Origin of the sequence: Acidisarcina polymorpha (genome assembly GCF_003330725.1) — a bacterium.
GTDB classification, from domain to species: Bacteria; Acidobacteriota; Terriglobia; order Terriglobales; family Acidobacteriaceae; genus Acidisarcina; species Acidisarcina polymorpha.
This window is the reverse complement of sequence record NZ_CP030840.1, coordinates 5,992,224-6,016,490: the sequence shown is the minus strand read 5'-3', so window position 1 is coordinate 6,016,490 and position 24,267 is coordinate 5,992,224. Positions and strand designations below refer to the sequence as shown.

18 protein-coding genes are annotated in these 24,267 nt (G+C 55.1%); 9 read left to right on the top strand and 9 right to left on the bottom strand.

All coding sequences use genetic code 11. The annotated features are described in order from the left end of the window. Window positions 1-62 precede the first annotated feature (62 nt). Together ACPOL_RS25665 and ACPOL_RS25660 are read left to right on the top strand one after the other, a co-directional pair. Entirely contained in the window at window positions 63-2,408 is a 2,346-nt protein-coding gene (locus ACPOL_RS25665; protein WP_114209576.1) for a GH92 family glycosyl hydrolase, read from the top strand. A gap of 154 nt (window positions 2,409-2,562) precedes the next feature. After that, window positions 2,563-3,603 carry a glycosyl hydrolase family 18 protein gene (locus tag ACPOL_RS25660; protein WP_114209575.1) on the top strand — a complete coding sequence of 347 codons (1,041 nt, stop codon included), beginning with the start codon at window positions 2,563-2,565 and terminating at the stop codon, window positions 3,601-3,603. Window positions 3,604-3,701: 98 nt separating this feature from the next. On the opposite strand, the gene ACPOL_RS25655 is transcribed toward ACPOL_RS25660, so the two are convergent. Continuing rightward, a complete protein-coding gene (locus ACPOL_RS25655) occupies window positions 3,702-4,145 on the bottom strand; it encodes a DUF1440 domain-containing protein (protein WP_161557568.1) in 444 nt (147 codons plus the stop codon). Between the two features lie 340 nt (window positions 4,146-4,485). On the opposite strand from ACPOL_RS25655, the gene ACPOL_RS25650 reads away from it, so the two are divergent. From ACPOL_RS25650 to ACPOL_RS25635, 4 genes are read left to right on the top strand one after another with little or no spacing between them, the layout of a single operon-like run. Then, entirely contained in the window at window positions 4,486-4,944 is a 459-nt protein-coding gene (locus ACPOL_RS25650; RefSeq protein WP_114209573.1) for a DUF421 domain-containing protein, read from the top strand. Window positions 4,945-4,979: 35 nt separating this feature from the next. Beyond that, window positions 4,980-5,519: a hypothetical protein gene (locus tag ACPOL_RS25645; protein WP_114209572.1), complete on the top strand. Its 540-nt coding sequence runs from the start codon at window positions 4,980-4,982 to the stop codon at window positions 5,517-5,519. A 5-nt stretch (window positions 5,520-5,524) separates the two neighbouring features. Then, on the top strand, window positions 5,525-5,968 hold the full coding sequence (locus tag ACPOL_RS25640; protein WP_114209571.1) for a DUF421 domain-containing protein: 444 nt from the start codon (window positions 5,525-5,527) through the stop codon (window positions 5,966-5,968). Between the two features lie 45 nt (window positions 5,969-6,013). Then, entirely contained in the window at window positions 6,014-7,495 is a 1,482-nt protein-coding gene (locus ACPOL_RS25635; protein WP_114209570.1) for an MFS transporter, read from the top strand. Window positions 7,496-7,505: 10 nt separating this feature from the next. Here the strand turns inward: ACPOL_RS25635 and ACPOL_RS25630 are convergent, their stop codons facing one another. The 3 genes from ACPOL_RS25630 to ACPOL_RS25620 form a co-directional block, all read right to left on the bottom strand. Beyond that, a complete protein-coding gene (locus ACPOL_RS25630; protein ID WP_114209569.1) occupies window positions 7,506-8,414 on the bottom strand; it encodes an SDR family oxidoreductase in 909 nt (302 codons plus the stop codon). Between the two features lie 119 nt (window positions 8,415-8,533). Then, window positions 8,534-9,697, bottom strand: a complete 1,164-nt coding sequence (locus ACPOL_RS25625; RefSeq protein WP_414633392.1) for an aldo/keto reductase — start codon at window positions 9,695-9,697, stop codon at window positions 8,534-8,536. A 75-nt stretch (window positions 9,698-9,772) separates the two neighbouring features. Continuing rightward, window positions 9,773-10,774, bottom strand: coding sequence for an aldo/keto reductase (locus ACPOL_RS25620; protein WP_114209567.1), 1,002 nt, complete (start codon window positions 10,772-10,774; stop codon window positions 9,773-9,775). A 149-nt stretch (window positions 10,775-10,923) separates the two neighbouring features. Here ACPOL_RS25620 and ACPOL_RS25615 point away from each other — a divergent pair, with 149 nt between their 5' ends. Continuing rightward, entirely contained in the window at window positions 10,924-11,982 is a 1,059-nt protein-coding gene (locus ACPOL_RS25615; protein ID WP_236657030.1) for an LLM class flavin-dependent oxidoreductase, read from the top strand. A 198-nt stretch (window positions 11,983-12,180) separates the two neighbouring features. Next, on the top strand, window positions 12,181-13,056 hold the full coding sequence (locus ACPOL_RS25610; protein ID WP_114209566.1) for an aldo/keto reductase: 876 nt from the start codon (window positions 12,181-12,183) through the stop codon (window positions 13,054-13,056). A 38-nt stretch (window positions 13,057-13,094) separates the two neighbouring features. On the opposite strand, the gene ACPOL_RS25605 is transcribed toward ACPOL_RS25610, so the two are convergent. From ACPOL_RS25605 to larE, 4 genes are all read right to left on the bottom strand, one after another. Beyond that, window positions 13,095-14,117 carry an aldo/keto reductase gene (locus ACPOL_RS25605; RefSeq protein ID WP_114209565.1) on the bottom strand — a complete coding sequence of 341 codons (1,023 nt, stop codon included), beginning with the start codon at window positions 14,115-14,117 and terminating at the stop codon, window positions 13,095-13,097. A gap of 65 nt (window positions 14,118-14,182) precedes the next feature. After that, a complete protein-coding gene (larB, locus tag ACPOL_RS25600; RefSeq protein ID WP_114209564.1) occupies window positions 14,183-14,938 on the bottom strand; it encodes a nickel pincer cofactor biosynthesis protein LarB in 756 nt (251 codons plus the stop codon). Further along, a complete protein-coding gene (gene larC / locus ACPOL_RS25595; protein ID WP_114209563.1) occupies window positions 14,935-16,317 on the bottom strand; it encodes a nickel pincer cofactor biosynthesis protein LarC in 1,383 nt (460 codons plus the stop codon). The genes larB and larC overlap by 4 nt, the downstream gene beginning before the upstream one ends. Beyond that, window positions 16,314-17,198, bottom strand: coding sequence for an ATP-dependent sacrificial sulfur transferase LarE (gene larE / locus ACPOL_RS25590; RefSeq protein WP_114211059.1), 885 nt, complete (start codon window positions 17,196-17,198; stop codon window positions 16,314-16,316). Before larE ends, larC begins: the two co-directional genes overlap by 4 nt. Before the next feature lie 451 nt (window positions 17,199-17,649). Here larE and ACPOL_RS25585 point away from each other — a divergent pair, with 451 nt between their 5' ends. Beyond that, a complete protein-coding gene (locus ACPOL_RS25585) occupies window positions 17,650-20,169 on the top strand; it encodes a TonB-dependent receptor plug domain-containing protein (RefSeq protein ID WP_114209562.1) in 2,520 nt (839 codons plus the stop codon). Window positions 20,170-20,225: 56 nt separating this feature from the next. Here ACPOL_RS25585 and ACPOL_RS25580 read toward each other — a convergent pair whose 3' ends face one another. Further along, window positions 20,226-23,960 carry a TonB-dependent receptor domain-containing protein gene (locus tag ACPOL_RS25580; RefSeq protein WP_114209561.1) on the bottom strand — a complete coding sequence of 1,245 codons (3,735 nt, stop codon included), beginning with the start codon at window positions 23,958-23,960 and terminating at the stop codon, window positions 20,226-20,228. Between the last annotated feature and the right edge of the window lie 307 nt (window positions 23,961-24,267).

The window sequence follows — 24,267 nt, the reverse complement described above, 5'->3', positions numbered from 1 at the left end:
CAAAATAGAGTAACGGCTGGATTCGGTCGGCAAAAAATTCGATGTAGATCCATGGAGTATGAGTGATTTCAAGAAGAAGGTTCCTCGAAGGTGTCTCTGCACTATGCGCGGTGGGAGCAACGGAAACTGCACTTGGCAAGATGGGCGAGCGATCCGAGAGGACAGCCGGAACATCCGATCCGTCCCCGTTTGTCGATATCCGGATCGGTACCGGTGGGCACGGACACACTTTCCCGGGAGCAACCGTCCCATTTGGCGCGGTCCAGCTTAGCCCCGACACCTTTAATGATCAATGGGACTGGTGCTCTGGTTATCACATCAGTGACACCTCGATCATGGGGTTCAGCCATACTCACCTGAGCGGGACGGGATGCGGAGATCTGCTCGACTTCCTGGTAATGCCTGGCACTGGAGAGTCCAAGATCGTACCTGGCCCTCGCAGCAATCCGGATGCCGGCTACCGCTCCCGCTTCAGTCACGATGACGAACATGCTGAACCAGGGTTTTACTCCGTTCTGCTGAAGGACTACGGCATTCGCGCGGAGCTGACAGCTACGGAGCGGGCGGGCCTGCATCGATACACCTTTCCTGCCGGCAATGGAGCTCCCTCGACCGGACACATCATTGTCGATCTGGAGCACAGCTACGCATATAACGGCCACTCTGCCGTGGTCACGGCTTCGCTCGCCCATGTCGCGCCAGCCACGCTTGCCGGAGGCCATACCACCAAGGCCTGGGGCGACGGGAGACAGATTTACTTCACCATGCAGTTCTCGCAGCAGCCTACTCGTACCGTCTTCTATCAAGATAGCAATGTGGTTGCACAAGGGACGCAGCCACTTACTGGGAAGTCGTTGAAGTGCGTCCTCTTCTTCGACCTCAGCCGCGATCCAGTCGTCCTGGTTAAGACTGGTATCTCTGGCGTGGATGCGGAGTCAGCGGCCAACAACCTTAAGGTCGAAATTCCGGGGTGGGACTTCGAAGGCATCCGGCGCAACGCACGCAGGAAGTGGAACGAACAACTTTCGCGGATTGCTATTGAGACAGAGAATGAAACTCATCGCCGAATCTTCTACGCTGCGCTATACCACGCTTCCGTTGGTCCTTCGCTCTTCGATGATGTCGACGGCCGGTACCGCGGGATGGATAAGCAGATCCATCAACTCGATCCTAATCAGCGCAATTACACCGCCTTTTCTCTTTGGGACACCTATCGCGCTGCTCATCCACTGTATACGCTGATCAACGCCGAACGTGTGCCTGACTTCGCCAACACCCTAATTCGCATGGCTGAAGAGAGTCCATCCGGGATGCCTGTGTGGCCGCTTCAAGGTTGCGAGACCGGGACCATGACTGGCTATCACTCTGCCGCTGTCATCGCCGAGGCGTGTAACAAGGGCATCGCCGGCGTGAATTATCAGCAAGCCTATAAATTAATGATGAAACGCGCCATGGTCGACGACTACCGTGGGCTTGGTTATTACCGGTCGAAGGGCTATATTCCTTGCGACCTGGAAGAGGAGTCAGTCAGCAAGACCTTTGAATACTGCTATGACGACTGGGCAATAGCCCATGTTGCGAACAAGCTCGGTCACCTTGACGATGCAAAAATGCTAGTAGCTCGTTCGCGTAACTACAGGAACTACTATGACCGGTCCATGAACTTCGCCAGACCCCGGCTATCGAGCGGGGAGTGGGCGACGCCATTCAGCCCCATTGAGATGGGCACTTCAAAGAAGTGGCGCGACTTCACCGAGTCAAACTCCTGGCAAACCAGCTTCGGCATCCAACACGACGCCGCAGGCTTGATCGAGATCATGGGCGGACAGGCAAAGTTCCTTGCCAAACTGAATGAACTGTTCGATCAGCCGTCTACGCTGCCCGCGGATGCTCCGCCCGACATCGCTGGCCTCGTGGGGCAGTACGCTCACGGAAACGAACCGTCCCATCACATAGCCTATCTGTACACCTACGCGGGCCAGCCTCATAAGACGCAAGCCCGTGTGCGAATGCTGATGGAGACTATGTACAAGGCGCTCCCAGACGGTCTTCAGGGGAACGAGGACGTAGGTCAGATGTCAGCCTGGTTCATCATGAGTTCGATGGGTTTCTATTCCGTCGATCCTGTCAGCGGCAACTACATCTTCGGCACTCCGCTCTTTGACAATGTCCGGTTGCAACTCGGCGAAGGGAAACAGCTGGAGATCATTGCGCACCGCGAATCACCAAAGGACCAATATATTCAGAGCGTTACCTTCAACGGCAAGCCCTATACCCGGTCCTGGTTTAATCATCGGGACATCGCCACCGGTGGGCGCATTGTTTTCCAGATGGGAAGTGAGCCTAATCTAGAATTCGGCTCGCAGCCAGAGGACTTCCCGCCATCCCTGACGCTCGATGGGGCGTAGATATCTACTTAGGTGATTCGAGGAGATTCTGCCAAATGAGGCGGAGTCATCCTCCGCTTGCCGAAACGCCGGTGCGATTTTCATAGAAGGAACCCGGCTGAATTACGTCAAAGCGCCCGAATCCAAATAAACATCTGCCTTGAAATGAGATCACATGAAAAAGTTCCTGCTCTGTCTCTTACTGAGCGCTCACAGCGTTTTCGCCCAACCGAAGGCCCTTTTCTATATGACGGACCATCCGGATTCTGTCCGTGACTTCATGCGGCACCAAGACAAGATCGATATTATCGTGCCGACCTGGTATGGCGTTGACGCCAACGGGTTGGTCTACGGCGAACCTGATCCGGCGGTGCAGCGGGTGGTGAGACAACGCCACATTGCACTCTTCCCGATCGTCGCCATCTTCGACAAGACAGGCATCCACTCGCTGTTGACGAACGATAAGGCGCAGACAGCCATGATCGGATCACTTATCTCCCAATGCAAGCAGAATGGGTACGACGGCTTTCAACTCGACTTTGAAAATATCGCTTGGACTGACCGTGATGCACTCTCGAGTACTGTGAAACGCATCGCCGGCGAGATGCACCAGGCGCACTTACAACTTCAGATTGCGGTCGTTCCGAATGCCCCTGGACACCCTGGGCACAGCGCCTTCAGCAAATGGATTTTCTCTGATTGGCGTGGAGTCTTTGACCTCAAGGCCCTCGGCGAATCAGTCGACCTTCTTTGCCTCATGACCTACGATCAACACACGCGCTGGACGACACCTGGGCCTGTTGGCGGATGGAATTGGACGAATGAAAATCTAGATTATGCGCTGAAGTCCGTACCAAAAGACAAGCTTTCCCTCGGCATCGCCCTTTATGGCTACCACTGGTACGCCGGAGATCCAGGGCTGAACGAAAGAGAGCAGAAGCCTAACATCACCGCTGATTACATCAGCGCAATCGACGCCCAAACATTAAGAGATACCTATCAAGGACAAGAGATGTGGGACGTTCAAGACCACACTGCATATTTCTTCTTCTATCGCGATCAGATGCGAGAGTGGATCTTCTATACCGAAAAAAGAGGTTTCGCTGATCGCTATGATCTTGCCAAGGACAAGAATCTCCAAGGTATCTGCGCCTGGGTCCTCGGTGAGGAAGACGACGCAATCTGGAACGTCCTGCCGGAACACAAGAACAATTAACAAGAACATTTAAAAGGTAGTGCGCCGCCGTGCGAACCGGGCATGCGCCGGCGCGATCTGCCCTGCGCATGCCGGTCGCAGGTAAAAGGGCTGCCCGATTAGAGGACGGCTCTCACGATGCGTCGACCGAGTTCGGTTGTCACGCCATAGATGATGTGGGCGGCAAAAGGGGAAGTTAACGACGATGGCGGCTGATCTGTAGCCGGCGGCGATAGGTGTAGCGCGGGCACGGCGAACAAGTCGGCGACGCCAAACAAAGTGCTGCCAAAGCTTGCCCCAAAGCCGGACCTGGCAAAAGAGGAGTACTCTGCGAGTCCGCCATAAAGGCCACCCATGATTGCACCAAAGGCATAATGGACGATCGGACCGCCCTTCTGTTTGCCCTCCCAGGACAAGTGCTGTCCTCCCGTCGTTGTTTGGGTGATGACGTCCGCCGTCTTCATCGTCGCGTCTTCTTTGGGTTCACCGCTTGCAGCCTCTTGCTTCTGGTTTTCCGCTTCACTTTGAAGCGCCTCTTGCAGCTTCTTACCAGGTCCTGTCATAAACTCATTCATTACCCAAGAGGCTGCAAGACCTCCGGCAGCCCCTGCAACTATCCCCCGAAATAAATTCCTTTGGTGACTCATTCTGTTTCCTACCTCCTCGTCGTTGACGGCTCATTCGAGTAGATGCTTTTCTCTCCCGACTCGAGGCATGATGTGTGCGGCAAACATTTCAGCCAGGTAAAACAGCCTAAGGAGTAGGTGGCAGAGAACCTAGGCCGCTCAGGACGCATCTCATACACCAATAGTAGACATTGTTACTTACGTATTCTTAGTCACTCCCGTGCTAGCCGGCAGTACTCCTATGAACTTGCTTGTTCGGGAACGAAGGTCAAATGTTATGGCAGCGGTGCTTCGAGCGTTCCTAGGCTATCTGTTTTTGGTATTCATTGTGCGGGTGGTCGGTCGGCGCCCAGGCAAGCAGATGACGCCATTCGAGTTCGTGCTTGTCTTCTTCATGGGCGGCCTGGCGCTTACGGCCATTGTCGGAAACGAGGTCTCGTTCACCAACGCACTTTGCCAGATCATTGCGATTGCATTAGGGCATTATCTGGTTGCCTGGGGTAGGCAGCGATCTCAGAGATTTGCTCGATTGGTGGATGGAACTCCATTGCTGCTGCTCGAAAACGGGCAATGGAGAAGCGAGACTCTTAGAGAGATGGGCATTGCGGACGACGACATTATGGCTTCCGCCCGCGACTCAGGGATTCAAAATCTCGAGGGTCTTCAAAGCGCAGTGCTTGAAAGAAATGGCGAGATCAGCACGGCGGCAAAGAAAGAGCCGTCAAGCGAGCGATAGAGTTCTACCATCACTAACCAGCTGAGGAGTAGTCCGTGGCACAAGCATTCGCTGAAAAACCCGTCGAAGATTCCGTTGCGAAGGTCAATAACGAGGTCGCCGTCGGCGAAGATCTGGAATTCCAGCGTAAGTGGTGGAAGTTCGAGCGAGGAGTCTGGATTGTCTTCTACCTCATCCTGCTTCTCGATGTTCTCGGTTTCTTCGGCCGCGGTTGGGTAGCCAAGAAGGAGATTATAGCGACCGACGGCTCCATTGATGTCAAATTTGAGAGGATTGAGAGGACCAGCACCCCTTCAATTCTGACTGTTAAATTTGGCAGCTCTGCGATCCAACACGGGGAGGTAGAGTTGTATACCAGCGGGAGCGTTGTGAAAGAGTTAGGCGCTCAGCGGGTAGTTCCCTCCCCTAAGACGACAACATTAGGTCAGGATGGCTTGACCTATACTTTTCCTGCCACTACTCCTCCGGCGTCAGTTGAGTTCGCACTCGAACCGACGGGGCCGGGCATCCGGCACTTCGTAGTTCAAGTGCCTGGATTTGCTCCAGTTAAAGCAGATATTGCGGTGGTCCCTTAGCTGCCATGTACACCATTATTCATGCCATTATCGGCTACTTCTTTCTCCTACTTACCGTGCGGGTCCTTAGTAGAAGACCTGGCGCCCAACTGACTCTGTTCGAATTCGTCATCGTATTCCTTATAGGCGGTGTCATCATCCTCTCTACAGTAGGGAATGATCGTTCGGTCACAAACTGCGTGACTGCTATCATTGCCGTCGGTTTGATGCATCGCTTTGTCACTTGGTTAAAAGCGCGATCTCCCAAGTTGGGTGAGATCATCGACGGAACTCCACTCGTCTTGCTGAAGAACGGTGAATATCAAGTAGAAGTAATGCGGGGAATGCGAATAGACCCCGAAGACATCATGGCTGCCGGGCGCACAAAAGGGATCACATCAATCCATGAAATTAAGTACGCAATTCTAGAGCGCAACGGAGCCATAAGCATCATCAAAGCGCAAAGTTAGTGCTCGGCCGCTAGTCATGAATGAAGGGATGGAACCACCAAGACTATGTCTGCACAAAAAGCAGGAGCGTGGCCCCAATCGCAAGGGCCGCATCCAGGCGGTGATCGCGTCGTCGAGTCTGATGTTCCTTCGCGACTTGATCGGCTGCCATGGTCAACCTGGCATACTCGCATCATCGTTGCCCTGGGGACTTCATGGCTGCTTGATGGCCTGGAAGTCACTCTCACGGGGTCGCTGTCCGGCATCTTACAGAGCCGACAAGGCCTTTCCCTGTCGAACCAGCAAGTAACTGCAGCTGCAAGTGCGTACCTCGCAGGTGCCGTCCTGGGAGCCATTCTTTTCGGCTATCTCACCGATCGACTTGGCCGGAAACGGCTATTTCTGGTCACTCTCGCCACTTACTCGATCGCCACGGTGGCGACAGCCTTTTCCGGCAACTTTCTCACGTTCATGCTGTTCCGCTCTCTTACAGGTTTAGGCATCGGGGGCGAATACGCCGCCATCAACTCCGCCGTTGATGAGCTAATTCCGAGTAAGGTGCGCGGTACTGTAGATCTTGCGGTCAACGCGACCTTCTGGGTAGGGGCGTCGATCGGGTCTCTTGCCACTCTCTACTTGCTCCACGGGCATCTGTTCTCGCCAGAGCGCGGCTGGCGATATGCCTTTGGGATTGGCGGCAGCTTGGGCATTGCGGTATTGGCCTTGCGACTCTTTGTTCCCGAAAGCCCGCGGTGGCTCATGCTACGCGGTCGCGAGGAACAGGCGGAGAAGATCGTCAAGGACATTGAGGATAAAGTTTCAAAGGGAGCGGGCGAACTCCCCCGGCCGGAGGGCGACAAATTGCAGCTCTCAGTGCGAGACCACACGCCGTGGAAAGAAATCTTCGCCAACATGTTAGGAGAGAATCGCCAACGCTCATTTCTAGGATTGGTGCTGATGATAGGCCAGTCATTCTTCTTCAATGCTGTGTTCTTTACCTATGGACTGGTGGTCAAGAAGTTTTACAATGTCTCTGACCAAGACCTGCCTCTTCATCTGCTGCCCTTCGCAATAGCAAGCTTCTTCGGTCCTATCCTGCTTGGCCGCCTATTCGACACAATAGGTAGAAAGCCGATGATTACAGCCACTTATGGTATCTCGGGATTGCTTCTTGCCGCCAGCATCTATCCCTTCTCGCACGGAATGATTGGAGCCAAAGGTCTCGGGATTCTATTTGCAGTGATCTTCTTTATTGCTTCGTCCGCAGCGAGCGCTGCGTACTTGACCGTCAGCGAAATATTCCCCCTCGAGATTCGGGCGTTCGCGATCGCCATCTTTTACGCCGCAGGGACGCTCATCGGCGGTGCCGGAGCACCCGTGCTCTTCGGAGTGCTCATTGCGACCGGCTCTAAGAGTCGTGTAGCCCTAGGCTACGCCCTGGGAGCGGTACTAATGCTGCTCGCCGCCCTTTGCGAATGGACAATTGGCGTCGAAGCGGCGAACAAATCTCTGGAGTCGGTCTCTAAACCGCTCCAGAGCAGGGGCTAATCGAGGCAAACTACGGAAGCATGTTGCCGCCGGTTACTCCGTACGTCTCGCCTGTGACATAACTGGACTCCTGAGAAGCAAGCAAAACATAGATAGGTGCAAGTTCCGCTGGTTGTCCGGGCCGGCCGAGAGGTGTCTTGGCACCAAACTCTGGCAGCTTCTCGGTCGGTTGACCTCCGCTCGGTTGAAGAGGAGTCCATATCGGACCGGGCGCGACCGCATTGACTCGGATACCTTTAGATGCTACCTGCTTGGCCAATCCCTTGGTGAAGGCGACAATTGCTGCTTTGGTCGAGGCATAGTCTAAGAGCGTTGGGGATGGTTGGTATGCCTGAATGGATGCGGTATTCACAATCGTAGCACCAGCTTGCAGATGAGCCAGCGCCGCTTTGCATAGCCAGAACAGTCCAAAGACATTGGTCTTGTATGTCATCTCAAACTGCTGGGTAGTGAGCTTGGAGATGTCCTCTTCCGCCTCCTGTCTTCCAGCAACATTGACCAAGATGTCGAGCCCACCCAGTTGATGGACCGCATCTTCAACCAACCGATTGCAAAACTTTTCTTCACTCAGATCACCGGCAATGGGGATAGCTTTCCTTCCGGCCTGCTCGATTAATGAAATTACTTCCTTAGCGTCTTCTTCTTCGCTTGGTAAGTAATTGAGAACGATGTCTGCTCCCTCGCGCGCGAAAGCGATGGCGACAGCCCGACCGATTCCAGAGTCGGCTCCCGTGATGATAGCTTTGCGACCGGCGAGACGTCCCGACCCTTTATAGGTCTCTTCACCGTGATCTGGCTTCGGATTCATCTTCTTGGCGAGGCCTGGAGCTTCCTGACTCTGCTCCTCGAACTTAGGCCGCGGATATTGCTTCGTGGGATCTTGCAGTGTGGTCTGATCAGCTACATTACTTGTGGTCATTCATATCTCCTCAGGATCAAGCGATGAATTCGGACGAGCCGACAGCTCGCCAGAAAACAGCATGCTTTCCCAAGTGAGATGCATCTCTCTGAGGTTCAATGCAGATCCTGTCCGCGCTCCTAGGCTGGCAAATCGGCGGCGCTCGGATAGTTATGCTGCTCCCGGCCCAGGTCTCCGTCATATTTTAACGTGCTTTTGAACAACTCGTACCGGCCGTCGTAGAACTGCCGTCCGTGTTCGCGGAGATCCGCCATCTGCTTGTCAGTGAGTGGCTCGTAGTTACACAGTATTCCTAAGTTCTGATCAAGTACTTCCATCGAGTCCATCCCTGAGATAGTCGTGGAGACGCCGGGAACACTCATAGCGTAGGAGAGCGCCTCTGTGGGAGTGAGCGCTCCGTGCACGATCGGTTCTCCCGATCCGCTCATACTCTTCATCGAAAAGACCGCCATTCCTTTTTGAACTGCGATTGGCAACACGGTCTTCTCGAAAGAACGGTAACTTGGATCGAAGGGATTAATCGGCATCTGCACGGTATCGAAGTGGAAGCCGCGATTAAGCATATCAAGGTGGATGGATGGATTCTTATGGCCAGTAAAGCCAACAAATCGAACCTTTCCCTGCTGCTTCGCGGCAGTTAACGCTTCGAGCACTCCATCAAGCGCATACGCCTTTTCCGGATCATTGTAGTAAATGACCTCGTGCACCTGCCAGACATCTAAATGATCGGTCTGAAGCCGGGTAAGTGACTCTTCGAGCATGCGCATCGCTACATCCTTCTTGCGTCCGTGAGTGCAGACCTTGGTCATAACGATGGCTTGATCACGCTTCCCTTTTAAGGCCGAACCGACACGTTCCTCGCTCATACCCCCGTGGTACTCCCACGCATTGTCGAAGAAGTTGATGCCATGATCGAGGGCCTTTGCAATCATGTTATTTACCTCTTCCTGTCCAGCAGCCGTACCTAAGTGAAAGCCGCCCATACCAATGATGGAGACCTGCAAACCGGTACTGCCCATTGGGCGTTTGGGCACTTGGAATGGAGGCAATGGCGGTCCACTGTATCGCCCCTGGAAATTAGGGACGATTGGGTTTGGCAGCTGTAACTCGGCTCGTGCACCAGATTGAGCTGGATAGGTCGCCTGGGCACGGGCAGCGCGGGGACCTGCAACGGCAGCGGCCCCAGTCATAGCTGCTCCTTGCAAAAAGTGCCTTCTAGAGACTTCGGATAAGCGTAACTTCTCTTCAGGCGTCTGTAGATGATTAACGAGAGGATCTTTGATGAGCTTGGGCGAGTCGTATTTCGACATAGTTCTCTCTTAGGCAGATTTGCAGTTCGTGGCTTGAAGCGAGATTCGCTAAACTCCCGGCGAATCTTTTACCTGCGGATACGGACGTCCGGAATTTTGAGTGGCATAGATCATCTGTTTGACTTCTACCTGTGCCAGGTCAAGGGGGAAGTCATGGGCAAGTCGCGCCTCAGGGTTATCAAACTTGATTGATGTTTTATATAGCTCGAATTGGCCGTCCCCCGCATATTGCTTTGCGCGATCGCGCAGCGTCTGCATCTCGGCTTCGGATAGCGGAGTGAAGCCTTGGGCGATTTTCAAGTTCTGTTCGAGGATATGCATCTCCGAGACGCCCGTGATCGTCGTCGCGACCGGCAGGGACATCTGATACCGGAGCAGTTCCTCAGCGCTGAAGACACCCTTTTGTACTGGTTCTCCGTGGCCGCCGATAGGCTTCATTCCCAGTGCCGCGATGCCGCGTTGATTCAAGATTGGAAGCACCTTTTTCTCGAAGCTGAAGAAATGCGAGTCGAAGGGATTTAGGGGCATCTGTACCGCGTCAAATGGAAAGCCGGTATTCAACATCGCCAAATGCACGTCCGGATCCTTATGCCCGGTGAAGCCAACAAACTTGACCTTCCCATCCTTCTTTGCTTTGGTAAGGGCTTCAGCGGCCCCTCCGGGACGGATGAAGAGTTCAGGGTCGTTTTCGAATCCAACGCCATGAATCTGCCATAGATCGAGGTGATCCGTCTGCAGCCGGCGCAAACTCTGTTCCAGCATCTGAGTAGCTAAGGCCGCGTCGCGCCCATGGGTACAGACCTTGGTCATTAAGAAGACCTTGTCCCGATACCCCTTTAGCCCTTTTCCCAGCCAATCTTCCGATTTGCCGCGGTTATATTCCCAGCAGCAATCGTAGAACGTGACCCCGCCATCCACGGCGCGGTGAATAATCTCAACAGCAGTTTTCTCGTCGCTTGCCGCGCCAAGGTGGTGACCGCCCAAACCGATGGCGGAGATCTTCGCGTCAGTTTTTCCAAAGTTTCTTAGGGGGGGGATGGTTCCAGTCATGTTTGTCTCTTAAACGTGTGATGCAAAACTGCCTATGTGGGCAGTCAATCCTCATGATTGAAGTCCAGCAACGACACCGATTGCAGCCGGATGAAACTAATTCTCTGTGCTTGCATCCGTGTTTGTTGATGATGTAAGGAGGACGTGGCTTGGACCCGATAGAGATAGGTGTTGATAGTTTTGCCGCTGCCATGACAGACCCGACCAACGGAGTCACGTTGAGCGCTGCGGAAAGAATTGCCAATCTCCTGGAGCAGATCGAGCGAGCCGACCAGGTGGGCCTGGACGCCTTTGGCATCGGGGAGCATCATCGCGCCGAATTCCTCGACTCGGCGCCAACGGTGATCCTCGCCGCGGCTGCCGCGCGAACCCGCAAGATTCGCCTTAGTAGCGCGGTGACTGTATTGAGCGCAGACGATCCCGTACGAGTCTTCCAGCAGTTTGCGACGCTCGATCTGATTTCTAATGGACGAGCCGAGATCGTCGCGGGTCGCGGGTCATTTGTGGAATCTTATCCACTCTTCGGTCTTGACCTAAACGACTATGACTCACTTTTTGCGGAGAAACTCGACCTTCTTTTGAACATTCGGGAAAATATCAACGTTCACTGGTCTGGCAAACATCGGGCGGCTCTGACTGGGCAAGGTGTCTACCCACGGCCACTGCAGAAAAAGCTGCCGATCTGGCTAGGCGTCGGTGGAACGCCCCAATCTTTCGCCCGTGCCGGTGCGCTCGGTCTGCCGTTGATGGTCGCCATTATCGGCGGGGAGCCTCACCGCTTCCGGCCCCTGATCGACCTCTACTATGAAGCCGGTGACCGCGCAGGGCATGCTCGCGAGGACTTGAAGGTCGGCCTTCACTGCATCGGGTACGTGGCGGACACAACCACTCAGGCGATCGACGACTTCTTTCCCGGCTACGCTTATACCTTCACCAGTCTAGGAAAGGAGCGCGGTTGGCCGCCCACGACTCGCGGTCACTTCGACGCCTTACGTGGACCTACCGGTGCGCTACTTGTGGGCGATCCAGATGAAGTAGCGCAGAAGATTTTGTATATCCACGAAGCTCTCGGCGGAGTCGCACGAATCAGCTTCCAGATGAGCGTTGCCACGCTGCCTCACATCCAGCTCCTCCATGCTACCGAGCTTTTAGGCACGGTGGTGGCGCCGATGGTGCGGCAGAAGCTCGTGGAGAGATCTCAACTCTGAAAGGCTTCGCGACTCGGCAGTATGTATTTACACCGCCCGCGATTGTGTGATCCCTCTTTCCGTCACACCAAAATGTCATGGATATAGTCGAAGCTATCCTGCCGGGCGAAGAGCAGGGGCCTGTTCGGCCTTTGGTCTTGGCGTATTCTACTGGGGAACGCGTCCCTATGAGTTACGACTTCTTCTAGAGGAGCCCATATGCAGCGGAGAGAGTTTCTGCGTCGCGCAGCGACCGGTATCGGAAGTGCGTGGCTCGCCCAGCGAGTTGCCCCCGCCGCCGCATCCTTCGAGCAAACAACGCTGCCTGCCAAATTCAAGGCTCACGACGACGTTGTGCTGGGGAAAACCGGCATTCGCACCAGCAGGTTAGCGATGGGTACTGGAACGATCGGCTATGCTGGTGCGTCCAACCAGACGAGGCTGGGCACGGACCGGATCTCGAGGATGTTGATCGATGGCTACAACGAAAATGGACTTCGCTTCTATGACACAGCAGACTCCTACGGCAGCCATCCCTATATCGCCGCTGCCTTGAAACACGTTCCGCGCGATAAGGTGACGGTCCTTACCAAAACCGATACCCGCGACGCCGCTGGAGTTCGGGACGACCTCGACCGTTTCCGCCGTGAATTAGGCACCGACTATATCGATGTCGTCCTCATCCACTGCGTAACTGAGGATGACTGGACGACTCGCTATCGGGGCGCCATGGATGTACTCTCGGAGGCGAAGCAAAAGGGTGTGATCCGGGCTCATGGAGTCTCCTGCCACAGCATTGGGGCATTGCGGGCCGCCGCCGCTTCGCCATGGGTGGAGTTGGATCTGGTGCGGCTCAATCCAGTACAAGCCCGCATGGATGCAGAGCCGGATACAGTCGTCAGTGTTATCAAGCAAATGCGTGCATCCGGAAAAGCCATCGTGGGTATGAAAATTCTCGGCCAGGGTGCGATGCGCAGCCGCCCCAGCGAGGCTCTGCACTATGCTCTTGGCACGGGTGTCTTGGACGCGTTCACGATCGGCGCGGAAAGCCGCGCAGAGCAGGACGATCTCGTGCGACGCATCGCCGCCGCCTGAGATTCATCGCCTGGCCCCTAAGTGTCCTGCCGAAAGACCTAGCCCAAATACTTGGGGTTAGCGGCAGTTCCGTCGAAGTGGCTGCTGGTCTTGAACAGTTCGAACTTGCCATCGGCCGCAGCGTCCTTGGTGCGGGCGAGAAGGCTGGCTATCTGGTCCTGACTCATCGGCTTGAAAGTCCGCACCGCCTCGACTGCCTGATCCATAATCGCCGGCGAATCCATACCGGTGATGACCACCGAGACGGGCTGCTGCAGCGAATAATGCAACGCCTCGATCGGTTGAACCGTATTGCTCTTCAAGATAAAGTTGTCGCCGAACGTCTTCATCGCCAACACGCCAATTCCCTGCTCAACGCACACTGGGACGACATTCTTTCCAAACGAGCGGAAGTGAGCATCCATCACATTGATTGGCATCTGGGCCGTGTCGAAGTGGAAGTTATGCTGCTTGGCTACCTCGAGCATCCTTAAATGGACGAGAGGGTCTTTGTGTCCGGTGAAGCCAATGTATCGAATCTTTCCTGCCTGGCGCGCAGCAACCGCAGCTTCCATGGCTCCGCCCTCCGCGAAAATCCGGTCGGGATCTTCCATCCGGATAATCTCATGAAATTGGACGAGGTCAATCACATCCGTCTGCAGGCGACCGAGGGATTGCTCCAGCTGCTTGTTATAGGAATCCTTTGTGCGGCCATCCATCTTGGTCATCAGGAAGGCCTTCGCGCGATAGCCGTCGCGCAGAGCCTGCCCCATGCGTACTTCGCTCAGCCCGTCGTTATAGTCCCAACAGTTGTCGAGAAACGTGATTCCGCGATCGAGAGCAGAGCGAATCAGGCGAATACTCTCTTGTGGATCCTGCTGCTTGCCAATGTGATAACCGCCTAACCCAATTGCCGAGACTTTTTCGCCCGTCTTGCCCAGATCCCGATATTGCATGTCGGGTGACATTGGTCGTGTTGTCGCCCCAGCAGGAGCTGCCGAGGACTGACCCAGACCGCTGTTTGCCGCTGCGAGGCCGGCTCCTGCAACTGCAGCTGATTTGAGAAAACTTCTACGTTCCATGGGTAACTCCCGTCCATCCAAGTTTCATAAAGAGGCCAGTACCAGTGCTTCACAAGGGAGGCACGCTAGCTTGATTGCCGACGGTTGATTAGCGTCGCCACGTATGCGGCGCCGAAGCCATTGTCGATATTTACCACGGTTACATTAGGAGAGCACGAATTCAACATACCCAGGAGAGCAGCCAGTCCGGAGAACGACGCGCCATAGCCGACGCTCGTCGGAACTGCGATCACCGGAACTCCGACCAGACCACCCACTACGGAAGGCAGCGCGCCTTCCATGCCGGCGCAGACGATAAGCACGGATGCCTCCTGCAGGCGGCTATGCTGAGACAGTAGCCGGTGTAGCCCGGCGACGCCCACATCTACAATTCGTTCTACTCGATTGCCCATCAACTCGGCGGTAACTGCGGCCTCTTCGGCTACCGGCAAATCGCTGGTGCCGGCGCACACGACACCAATGATCCCGGTCTGCGTCGGATCGCCCTTCTGGTTCAAGGTGATGCAGGCAGCGATCTCATGAAATTCAGCTCTGGGCTCAACCTGCTTCACCGCTTCATACTGTTCTCTGGTAGCGCGAGTCGCGAGTACATTCACCCCCGAAGCAGTCAGGCTGAGAAAGATGCGGGCGACCTGGTTGGATGTCTTCCCCTTCGCATAAATCACCTCCGGCATGCCGGTACGAAGCGAGCGATGGTGGTCGACCTTGGCAAATCCCAAGTCTTCGAATGGAAGGGTCTTGAGACGGCCACAAGCTTCCTCCGGAGAGACCATTCCTTCTCGAACCGCCTCCATCAGTTTTTGCAGTTGCTCAGGATTCACGCGCTCATTCCCTGGGCAAGATAGGCGTTGGCGGCCGCTTGCATGACCTGCTTCAAAGGCACCGCATGTTTCTCCGCGATCGATCGGCACTCTTCGTATTCGGGGGCGTAGTTAACGACTTCCCCGTTCTCCAGAGATCCGACCTTGATGCGCACTGCTCCCCATTCCGTGTCGACCGAAATAAAGCTGCGCGTCAGCGACGTTTTCTCTTCTTCCCGGTAACGAAGTCCTAGGGTAGTTGTTTCCCGGAATACGATTTTTTGCAATTCCTCGGCGCGCTCCGGCGAACATAATATGGTCAGTTGAATGCCGATGCGGCCTTTCTTCATCTGAACAGGAATTCGGTATACATCAGAAGCTCCGGCCGCGAGCAGTTTGTCAGCCGCATAGGAAAGAACCTCGGGCGTGGCATCGTCGATGGTGGTCTCGATGATGCCTACTCGCCCCTGCGAACCGGATCCACTCACACGTTCCGCCGATTCTCCTACGACCAGCCTCAACACATTCGGCTGCCCAGGAATATCTCGGGACCCGGCTCCGTAGCCGGTCGAAGTCATGCTCATAGTTGGGAACACGGAGGACTGAGCGTCCAGTGCGCGCAAAAGCGCAGCGCCCGTGGGTGTGACCAGTTCTTTCTGCACTCCGGAAGAGTAGATTGCCAGGTCACGGAGAAGCTGCAGCGTCGCAGGCGCCGGAACTGGAAACTTGCCGTGCGCACAATGCACATGGCCTCCGCCGACGTTGAGCGGCGAGCAAATCCAGCGATCCACGCGCAACCAGTGACATCCTGCCGCCGTTGCAACAATATCCGATATCGCATCGACCGATCCAACTTCATGGAAGTGAATGGTCTCTACCGGAACATTGTGGATCTTCGACTCCGCTTCGCCTAATAGTTGAAACGCACGCAACGCGGTAGTCTGCACTTCGATTGGCAATGCAGAGCCACGGATAAGGCCCTGGATATCGGTCAACGAACGCCCATGCACGTGTGCATGGTCCAGATCGTGGGAATGGCTGTGGGAGTGGGTGGTTCCGTCAGCGTGAGTGTGTAAGTGTTCATGAGGCTGGGAATGACCGTGGTCAGGCTCTCCGCTATGCTCGTGCCCTTCTACGCTGTGAGAGTGATCATGGGTGTGTTCCACCGCGGAAGGTTCGTGCTCGCTGGTCTCAGCAAGCTTGCCGCCCGCAGTAAGGACATCGACTTTGGCGGAATTGATACCGCTTCGGTCGACTCGTCTCAGCACGAGGTGTGCGTCTACCCCTAATGAATCCACGGCACTCTGCAGTACGCCGATCGGCACGCCGGCATCCACCAAAGCAGCTAAGAACATGTCTCCGCTGATTCCAGAAAAGCAGTCCAGATAAGCTATCTTCACTTCGCACTCTCGCGTAAGACGGGTTGCTCCGGCTTGCCAAACCCGATCTCCGAGATCGGAAGAAGCGCATTCATGGATCCGGAGCGATAACCTTCCAGATCGAGTGTCACGTATTTATACCCAAGTTTTTTCAGGTCGGCGCTTGCCTGTTCGAACATTGCCAGAGAGAGCATCCTGCCTAACTCGTCGCGGGCAATCTCAATCCGAACCAGCTCACCGTGGTGCCGTACACGGAACTTTCGAAAGCCTAGCCTGAATAACGCCTCTTCTCCTCTTTCGACGGAATCCAGGGTCTCTCGGGTCACTGGCAACCCATACGCGATGCGAGAAGAAAGGCAAGCCGAAGCTGGTTTATCCCAGATGCGAAGGCCTTCCGCCCGGGCCAGCTGCCGGATACCGTCTTTGGTAAGACCGGCCTCGGCGAGAGGAGCCAGCACCCGGTGTTGGGCCGCGGCCTTCTGTCCCGGGCGAAAATCGCCAAGGTCATCCACATTCATTCCGTAAGCCACGGCGGCAAAGTTCAATGGGGTACCGACCTCCGACATCACCCGGAAGAGTTCATCCTTGCAGTGAAAGCAGCGAGTGCTGTCATTCTTGACGTAGTCGGCATTCTCCATCTCAAAGGTATCAACCACCTTGAGGGGCATTCCTTGACTTTCAGCGAAGGCGACGGCGTCGCGCAGATGACTGCGCGAGAGACTTGGCGAGTCAGCCAGAACCGCGAGCATCTCGGTTCCCAAAATCTGATGAGCAGCATAGGAGAGATACGCTGAATCAGTTCCTCCGGAATAGGCGATCATCACCCGGCCCACTTCCCTCAGCCGGGCAAAAAGGAATTCACGTTTGCGTTCAAGCGCTTCTTCAAAAGAGTGTTCTTCCATGCGCCCTTCTCTGGACACTTCCATAGTAAAGCTTTCCGTTTCGCTTTCTCGGTTAGGATGCCGCATTCACGGCAGACGGTCATCAAGCTCGACTCCCTCGCGCTACGAGAGGAGACACTTCCCCACCTGCTGTCTATTCAAGCAATCCGAGTGCGAGGAAGACGGGGCGATCTTTCATGTCATCAACATCTTTGACTATATTGCTTCATTCTTCTATAAACAAAATTTTGGGTGCATGGGGATTCTCTGCCAGGGAGTCGCACTCAAGATCGATGTTAGTCCGCAACTGAAAGTGGTTGGTCGTGCGTCTGGTGAGTAGGCGGAGCCATGCGGTTAATCTAAAACTGGTTTTCGGAGATAAGCGTGAAGCAGCAGTTCGCACGGGTCTGCCTTTCAGGAGGAGTGCTTTTGCGTTTGAATGACATCCGTCCGAGGGCGATGAAGGAGTGTCATGCGTGTTCGCCGCGGGAAGATTAGCCGCATTGATCTGTTCGCTTGCTTCCTGATGCTGCTCACGTACTCCGGCTATGCGGCTGCTGCCATCGTGCACGGTACGGTGACCGACCCGCTCGGAGCGGCGGTTGCGGGCGCCGCGGTGGCCCTCGTTCAAAACGGCAAGGTGGTGACGAATACTCACACCGACATTGCTGGTGGTTTCACCTTGAGTTGCGGCAGCGGTGGCCGCTTCTATGTGCTTGCCGGGGGCCGGTCCTTCCGGCAAGTGACCAGTACCGGCTTCTATGCTGGCCGGCTCGACAGCGTTGAGCAGAATGTGGTTCTTGAGCCGGACCCCGTCCGCCAGAACGTGGTTGTCACTGCGACCGGACTATCAACTCCCCAGGCTCAGACCAGTTCAGCGGTCACGGTGTTGCAGGCAGGTGACCTGGAAAACAGATTTACGTTGATTGATGCTCTGCGTCAGGTGGCCGGCCTGAACGTTGTGAGCAACGGGCAGAATGGCAGTGTCACCTCCATCTTCTCGCGCGGTGGAAACTCCGACGCCAATAAGGTCCTGATCGACGGCGCGCCAGCCGAAGACATTGGCGGCCGCTTCGATCTCGGCAACGTATCCACGACGGGCATTGCCTCGGTCGAGGCATTTCGCGGACCCGACAGCGTCCTGTACGGTTCGGATGCGGAGGCAGGCGTCTTGAGCATTACTACTCCCTCCGGAAGCACGCCTACGCCCTCGTTCTTCTATCAGGGAGACGCCGGCAACTATTACACCTATCGAAACGAATTTCAGACCGGAGGAACGCGAAATAAAGTCGACTACTATGGTGCGTTTTCGCGGATGAACAGCTCGAACGATATCGCGATGGATCAATACCATAATGTCGCCTCAAGTCTGAACCTGGGCTGGTTCCCGACCGCGAATACTCAAATCCGCTCGACGGCCCGAAATACAACCGCTGCAGTCGGGTTACCTGGAGCCTACAACTTTTTCCTGATTCCAAACGATGGTAAGCAGTCCGATCAAAACCTGTACTCGAGCACCGTTGTCGATAACCAGACTTCGGAGAATTGGCACAACACGGTGCGCTACGCATTGGCTAGGAAACGCGAACAGAGCGCCCAGTGGTACCCGGCCGGCATCCCGATCGTCACCGAACAATTTGGCGCTCCGACACTCAATTACTATGGTGAACCCGCGGAGATCAAGGGCGCCAACGGCTTCTTTGTGAGCGGCCGGGCGCAGCTCAACTCCGGCTTTGCCACTTACCCGAATTCGGCAGACTCTGCCTCAAACCGCGACCAGGTCTCCGGACAGACAAACTACAGGCTGACCGGGCATCTCACCGCTCTTGGTGGCTTTCGATACGAAGATGAGCGCGGCTCCAGCAATTACTCTACGTACCATCTCCGGCAGTCGCTGGAGCGCAGTAATTTTGATTACACCACGCAGCTGGTCGGCGACTTCAGGAATCGGATGTTCTATCAGTTAGGCGGCGGGATCCAGAAGAACCACCTGTACGGCCTAGAGGGCACTCCCAGGGCGTCGCTTGTGTACTACCTCCGGCGGCCCGGCGCTGGCACTATTCAGGGAACAAAATTGAACTTCAGTTTCGCTCAAGGAGTTCGTGAGCCGTCGCTTCCCGAACAATTCAATTCTCTGTATGGAATACTGGTCGGCAAACCTGGAGGACCGGAAGCTATCGCTCAAGACAAGATTGCACAGATTGGCGCCGAGCGCACCCGCACCTATGACGGCGGAGTCGAACAAAGTCTGCTCAACGAAAAGATGCTGGTTCGCGGCACCTATTTCCATAATGAGTTCGGTAACCAGATTGAATTCATTGACCCGTTTGCGTTGCCCCAGCTGCTGCCGACGCTTACGCCTGCCGAACAGCAGGGACTTATCACAGTCTTGCAGAACACTGGCGGCGCCTACGCAAACTCACTCGACTTCAAGGCCCAGGGATTCGAGTCGGAGATCCAATATCAACCGGTGGCCCATCTTTTTCTGCGCGGTGGCTACACCTATCTCGACGCCAAGGTGCAGCGGTCCTTTTCTTCAGATGCATTGAGTCCCAGCTTTAATACCGGCTTGCCTGGAGGTGCTCCGCCTTCGTTTGCCAACATCCCCATCGGTTCCATCTCTCCGCTGGTGGGAGCACGCCCTTTTCGCCGTCCTCCGCATAGCGGCTTCCTGACAGCCACTTACATCCGGTCCAACCTGACCGCAACAGTGATGAGTGCTTACAGCAGCCGGAGCGATGACAGCACTTTTCTCGGCGGATACGATCTAGCAGCGGGCAATTCGCTGCTGCTGCCAAATCGAAATCTGGATTATGGCTATCAGAAAGTCGACGTGGGACTCACCTACCGGGTCAGTTCGTGGCTCAGCATATACACCCAGACAAATAACATATTGAACCAGAGCCATATCGCTCCCATCGGCTACCCGTCACAACCATTGACCGTACAGTCAGGGGTGAAGGTAGCTATTGGCGGACACTCGAAACAATAGCGCCATCCAAGAGAAGGAGCCAGCCGAGACTGGCTCCTTCTCGAAGCAGGGCTGACTTAGAACGTCAGCTTAGCGGCGAACTGTACTTGCCGGGGGCTGCCCAGTGTGTGTTGAATGATGCCGATCTGTTGGCTGCTTTGGGAAAACGCCGTGCCGATGTTGAAGTTCGTCGGTGGCGCGCTGAAGTTGTAGTTGGTAGAAACGTTGTTGTTCGGGGTGTCGAAGCTGGGCGTGTTGGTAATGTTGAAGACGTCGAAACTGAACCGGACGTCATAATGATCGGCGAACTGGGTCTCCTTGACAAGAGACATATCGGCGCGTTTCTGGAAGTCTCCCCGGAAGATGTTCCTCCCTCCAACTCCGAAGTCCGACTCGGTATCATCACCGAGAGGAACACCCTCGGTCCCTGGGGCGACGCGAGGCAAGGCGAACGCGTTCGGATTGAAGGCCGAAACTCCCAGCGTGGCTCCACTGTGGCCGGTGAGCGCCTGTCGTGGTGAAAAGCCGGGCGCCAAGGGAAGCACGGGATTTGTTAGGAAGTCATTATCGGAGAAATAAAGACTTCCGATGGAACCGCTGAAGTCATAAACATTGTAGGGCTGACCGCTTTCCAGAGTAGCCAATCCGACCCAGCCCCAACCGTTCGCTACCTTGCTCAATGTGCGATTGTTGATGTTCATTTGCGGCAGTTGATACACGTAGTTAAGTGTGAGTACATGCGTCCGGTCATAGTCCGAGGTGGCATATCCAGAGCGAAGATCCCGAGCATTGTTGCCGTTGTAGAAGAGACCGTAGCCGCTGCTCTCGTCGAGACCGTGAGAGAACGTATAGGAGACGCCGCCTTGCAAACCGTGACTAAAGGTCTTCTTCACTGACGTCAACAATGCGTTGTAGTGCGAGATCCCGGATGCCGTCCACAACACCGAGTTAGGACTGTAACCGATGTAGGGTACGCGCAAATCCGTGTTGCCACCGGTCGGTGTGTTAACTGGCTCGTTCGGGATTGGGTTGCCGCTCGCGTCTGTCACCTGATAGCCATAAGAGTAGGTCTGTCCATTAACCGGAGTTGCGGTCGTTGCGATTAGGGGCTGATTGAACGGCAATGGGACCGTCTGATGAACGCCATGATTGCCGGTGTAGCCAATGGTGATGGCGAGATCCGGACGCGCCTGCCACTGCATATCGAGGCTCCAGTTCTCGGTATACGGTAGCTTGTTGGCAGCGTTATAGGCCCCGAAGAGATACGGGGTTGTACCCGCAATGAGTTCGGTCTGATTGGGCAGGTTGTTGATGAAGTCGGCGGGGTTGGTGTCGATCGGTGGGGGCGTCGTGCCAAAAGGATTCTCAAGAGTGCTGCTGGCCGTCGCCAGCACAGGCTGCACAAAAGGCGGCTGCAGCGTCACTCCGAATGGCCCATTGAAGCCGTCTCCAGCACTCGGCGAAAAGTTCGTAAAGAACTCGCCGCGATCGTAATACATTCCTGCCCCCGCCCGAAAGACGACGGAGCCATGGTTTTGCTTGGGGCTCCATGCCAGGCCGATGCGCGGTCCAAATCCCCACTGGCGGGCCGTCAATGTTGAGTCGCTGGCGCCGGCAGTGTGATACAGCTTGTTGTTGCCGGCGACCACCAAACCACTGGCTGCGACTGTATCGGTGCTCAGGTTGTACTGATATTGTGCTGGATTGAAGTTCACCAGGTTGCCGTTCTTTTCATAAAGACCTGCGTCCCAGTCGTACCGCAGACCGAGAGTCACGGTCAGGTTATCGAGGACCTTCCACCTGTCCTGCGCATACGATCCAACTTGAGGCGCTCGGTAATAGCGATTGCTGGCTCCCTGGAAGTAAACGCTATTGCCTTCCCCCAGGCGAAGCGGCGTTCCCGACAAGAAGTCGCTGAAAGTTGAAAAGCTGAGATTCGCGACTTGGCTGGCACGGTTGATGATGTTCATCTGGGTGAAATCCCCATTGCCGCCAAAGGAGAGGGTGTGTTTACCCAGGACCCAATTGAGATCAGTCGTCCCCTCAAATGTATTTTGAACAAAGCCCGTATTAGCGAAGTTGGACGTGGGTCCGATCCCGAGACTATCGCCACTTCCATCTACGTCGTTGATATTGATCCCCGGAAAATAGGGGCTGCCGAAGACATTAATGCCGGCGTCAGCCGCATTGAAAGGTTGACCAGTTGTGGATTGCACGTTCATGCGAATGAAACCGACCTTCTGGTCCCAGGAAAGATTAGGCGAGAATATCTTGTTGTTCTCGATCGACGCTACCTGGCTGCCTACGCCAAAGCGCTGCGGAAAGCCCAAAAGCGAAGTAGATTGGCTGGGAAATGGCGTGGTTGTCGGGTCGCGCTGGAAGTAATACTTTTCCGAGAGAACATCGGTACTGGTCACGTTGTAATCGAGGTTTCCATTAATCTGGGTGGCATCGAAGGTTGACGCCGGTCCAAAGATATTCGCATTGCCTCCATTGATATCCGCCGACTGGAAGGATGGAACCAGAAACTGGTTGCCTGGCAGCTGAGTCGAAAGCAACTTCGCGGCAATTGGATCGACCGTGCCGGTATATCCCGTTGCCGAGCATGTCGGTATCGCAGTAGGATTGCTCGGATTGAAGGCTGCGGCACAGTAGGTATTCGCGGCATTGATGAGACCTGCCGTACTCCGATCGTTAGTCAACGCGGTGGGTACATAAGCCGACGAGATGGAGTTCAGCTTGTCACGTACTCGCGTCATCTGATACGAGCCAAAGAAGAACAGCTTGTTCTTGATGATCGGCGCGCCTAGAGTAGCGCCGAAGAGCTCCCGGTGCAGATCCGGAACCTTTTGATTTTCTGGGATGGTGACATCTTGATTGAAGAAGTAAGGGGCCGCATTTAACGAGGCATTAGCAAGCTTTCCATAGAGAGAGCCATGGACGGCATTCGTCCCCGACATGGTGGTGACATCGATGTGCGCACCGGCAGTGGTTCCCTGCTGTGCGTCAAACATCGATGTGTTGACCCGGATCTCTTCTATCGTTTCCTGTGGCGGCGAAGGAAGCGCTTGACCAATCGCATCGTAGATGGACGTATTCGTCTGGATAGTTCCGCCCCGGTGGAGGAAGTTCTCACCCGTGTTCAACACTGCGCGATTCGCTGCGACCTGGCTCGATGAGGCTCCATTGAATAAGTTGTTCGCAAGAACGCTGTTCATCGTAAATGTATTGCTACTCAGTCGCTGACCGTTCGCCCAGATGTTCTGGTTGCCTAGTCCAGTGTTGGTTCCGGTATCGGCAAGAAAGTCCGCGTTCACGCCCGGGCTCAACAATGCCAGCTGAGTGAAGCTGCCCGTTCCGAGCGGAGTTTCCTGGATCTGAGCGCTGTCCAGAACGTAACCGTTCGTGGTGTCAGTAGAGTTCAGCAGCGGGGTGGCTTCCACCTGGACTGAGGTGCTCGTCGCACCTACTTTGAGTTGCGCATTGAGTGTGGCCGTTCTGTCTGCCTGGACTACGATTGCCGGATAGTTCTGAGTATCGAATCCATCGCGAATGAAGCTCAAGGCGTAGGTGCCAATCGGGAGATCCTGAAAGGCATAAGTGCCTGCTCCCGATGTTGAGGTTTGGCGAGCTAAACCGGTGCCGCTGTTGACCGCGTTGACCTGAACACCTTGTATGACGGCGCCGGAAGCGTCTGTCACCGTTCCGTTAATGGTCCCCAGAGTCTGCTGCGCTGAAGCGCGTTTAGGAAATGACGCGGAAACACTGGCGAGAATTGCAAGAAGTACCGCAATGTATTGCCTGGATCGCATGAAAACGATCTCCTCTTGGAACAATTGGGTGATGAATTTGGCTGCGCTTCTGGGGCTCTCAGGAGCGCACCCTCCCACCTCTATTTATCAGTGCAACTGTTAACGAAAAATAAAACCCTGGCGCTCGGAAATGAGAGATGTCGATGGGTCAACAAAAGGTGCGTGGCTGTTAATCCGAGCGCTATTTCTCACCGAAACTTAAGAGCGTCTTAAGGACAGATTCAGGAAACGCCATGCGTCAGAAGAGTAATGAAAAGATAAACGTCAGAACGATGAAAGATCCCACAAACAGAAAGCCCCGCATCGC

Excerpts from the sequence above, each read along its gene's own strand:
- ACPOL_RS25635 (WP_114209570.1), top strand. The coding sequence starts at position 6,014 with ATGTCTGCACAAAAAGCAGGAGCGTGGCCCCAATCGCAAGGGCCGCAT.
- ACPOL_RS25610 (WP_114209566.1), top strand. The coding sequence starts at position 12,181 with ATGCAGCGGAGAGAGTTTCTGCGTCGCGCAGCGACCGGTATCGGAAGT.
- ACPOL_RS25585 (WP_114209562.1), top strand. The coding sequence starts at position 17,650 with ATGCGTGTTCGCCGCGGGAAGATTAGCCGCATTGATCTGTTCGCTTGC.
- ACPOL_RS25655 (WP_161557568.1), bottom strand. The coding sequence starts at position 4,145 with ATGACAGGACCTGGTAAGAAGCTGCAAGAGGCGCTTCAAAGTGAAGCG.
- larE (WP_114211059.1), bottom strand. The coding sequence starts at position 17,198 with ATGGAAGAACACTCTTTTGAAGAAGCGCTTGAACGCAAACGTGAATTC.
- ACPOL_RS25650 (WP_114209573.1), top strand. The coding sequence starts at position 4,486 with ATGGCAGCGGTGCTTCGAGCGTTCCTAGGCTATCTGTTTTTGGTATTC.
- ACPOL_RS25580 (WP_114209561.1), bottom strand. The coding sequence starts at position 23,960 with ATGCGATCCAGGCAATACATTGCGGTACTTCTTGCAATTCTCGCCAGT.
- ACPOL_RS25660 (WP_114209575.1), top strand. The coding sequence starts at position 2,563 with ATGAAAAAGTTCCTGCTCTGTCTCTTACTGAGCGCTCACAGCGTTTTC.
- ACPOL_RS25620 (WP_114209567.1), bottom strand. The coding sequence starts at position 10,774 with ATGACTGGAACCATCCCCCCCCTAAGAAACTTTGGAAAAACTGACGCG.
- ACPOL_RS25640 (WP_114209571.1), top strand. The coding sequence starts at position 5,525 with ATGTACACCATTATTCATGCCATTATCGGCTACTTCTTTCTCCTACTT.
- ACPOL_RS25630 (WP_114209569.1), bottom strand. The coding sequence starts at position 8,414 with ATGACCACAAGTAATGTAGCTGATCAGACCACACTGCAAGATCCCACG.
- ACPOL_RS25605 (WP_114209565.1), bottom strand. The coding sequence starts at position 14,117 with ATGGAACGTAGAAGTTTTCTCAAATCAGCTGCAGTTGCAGGAGCCGGC.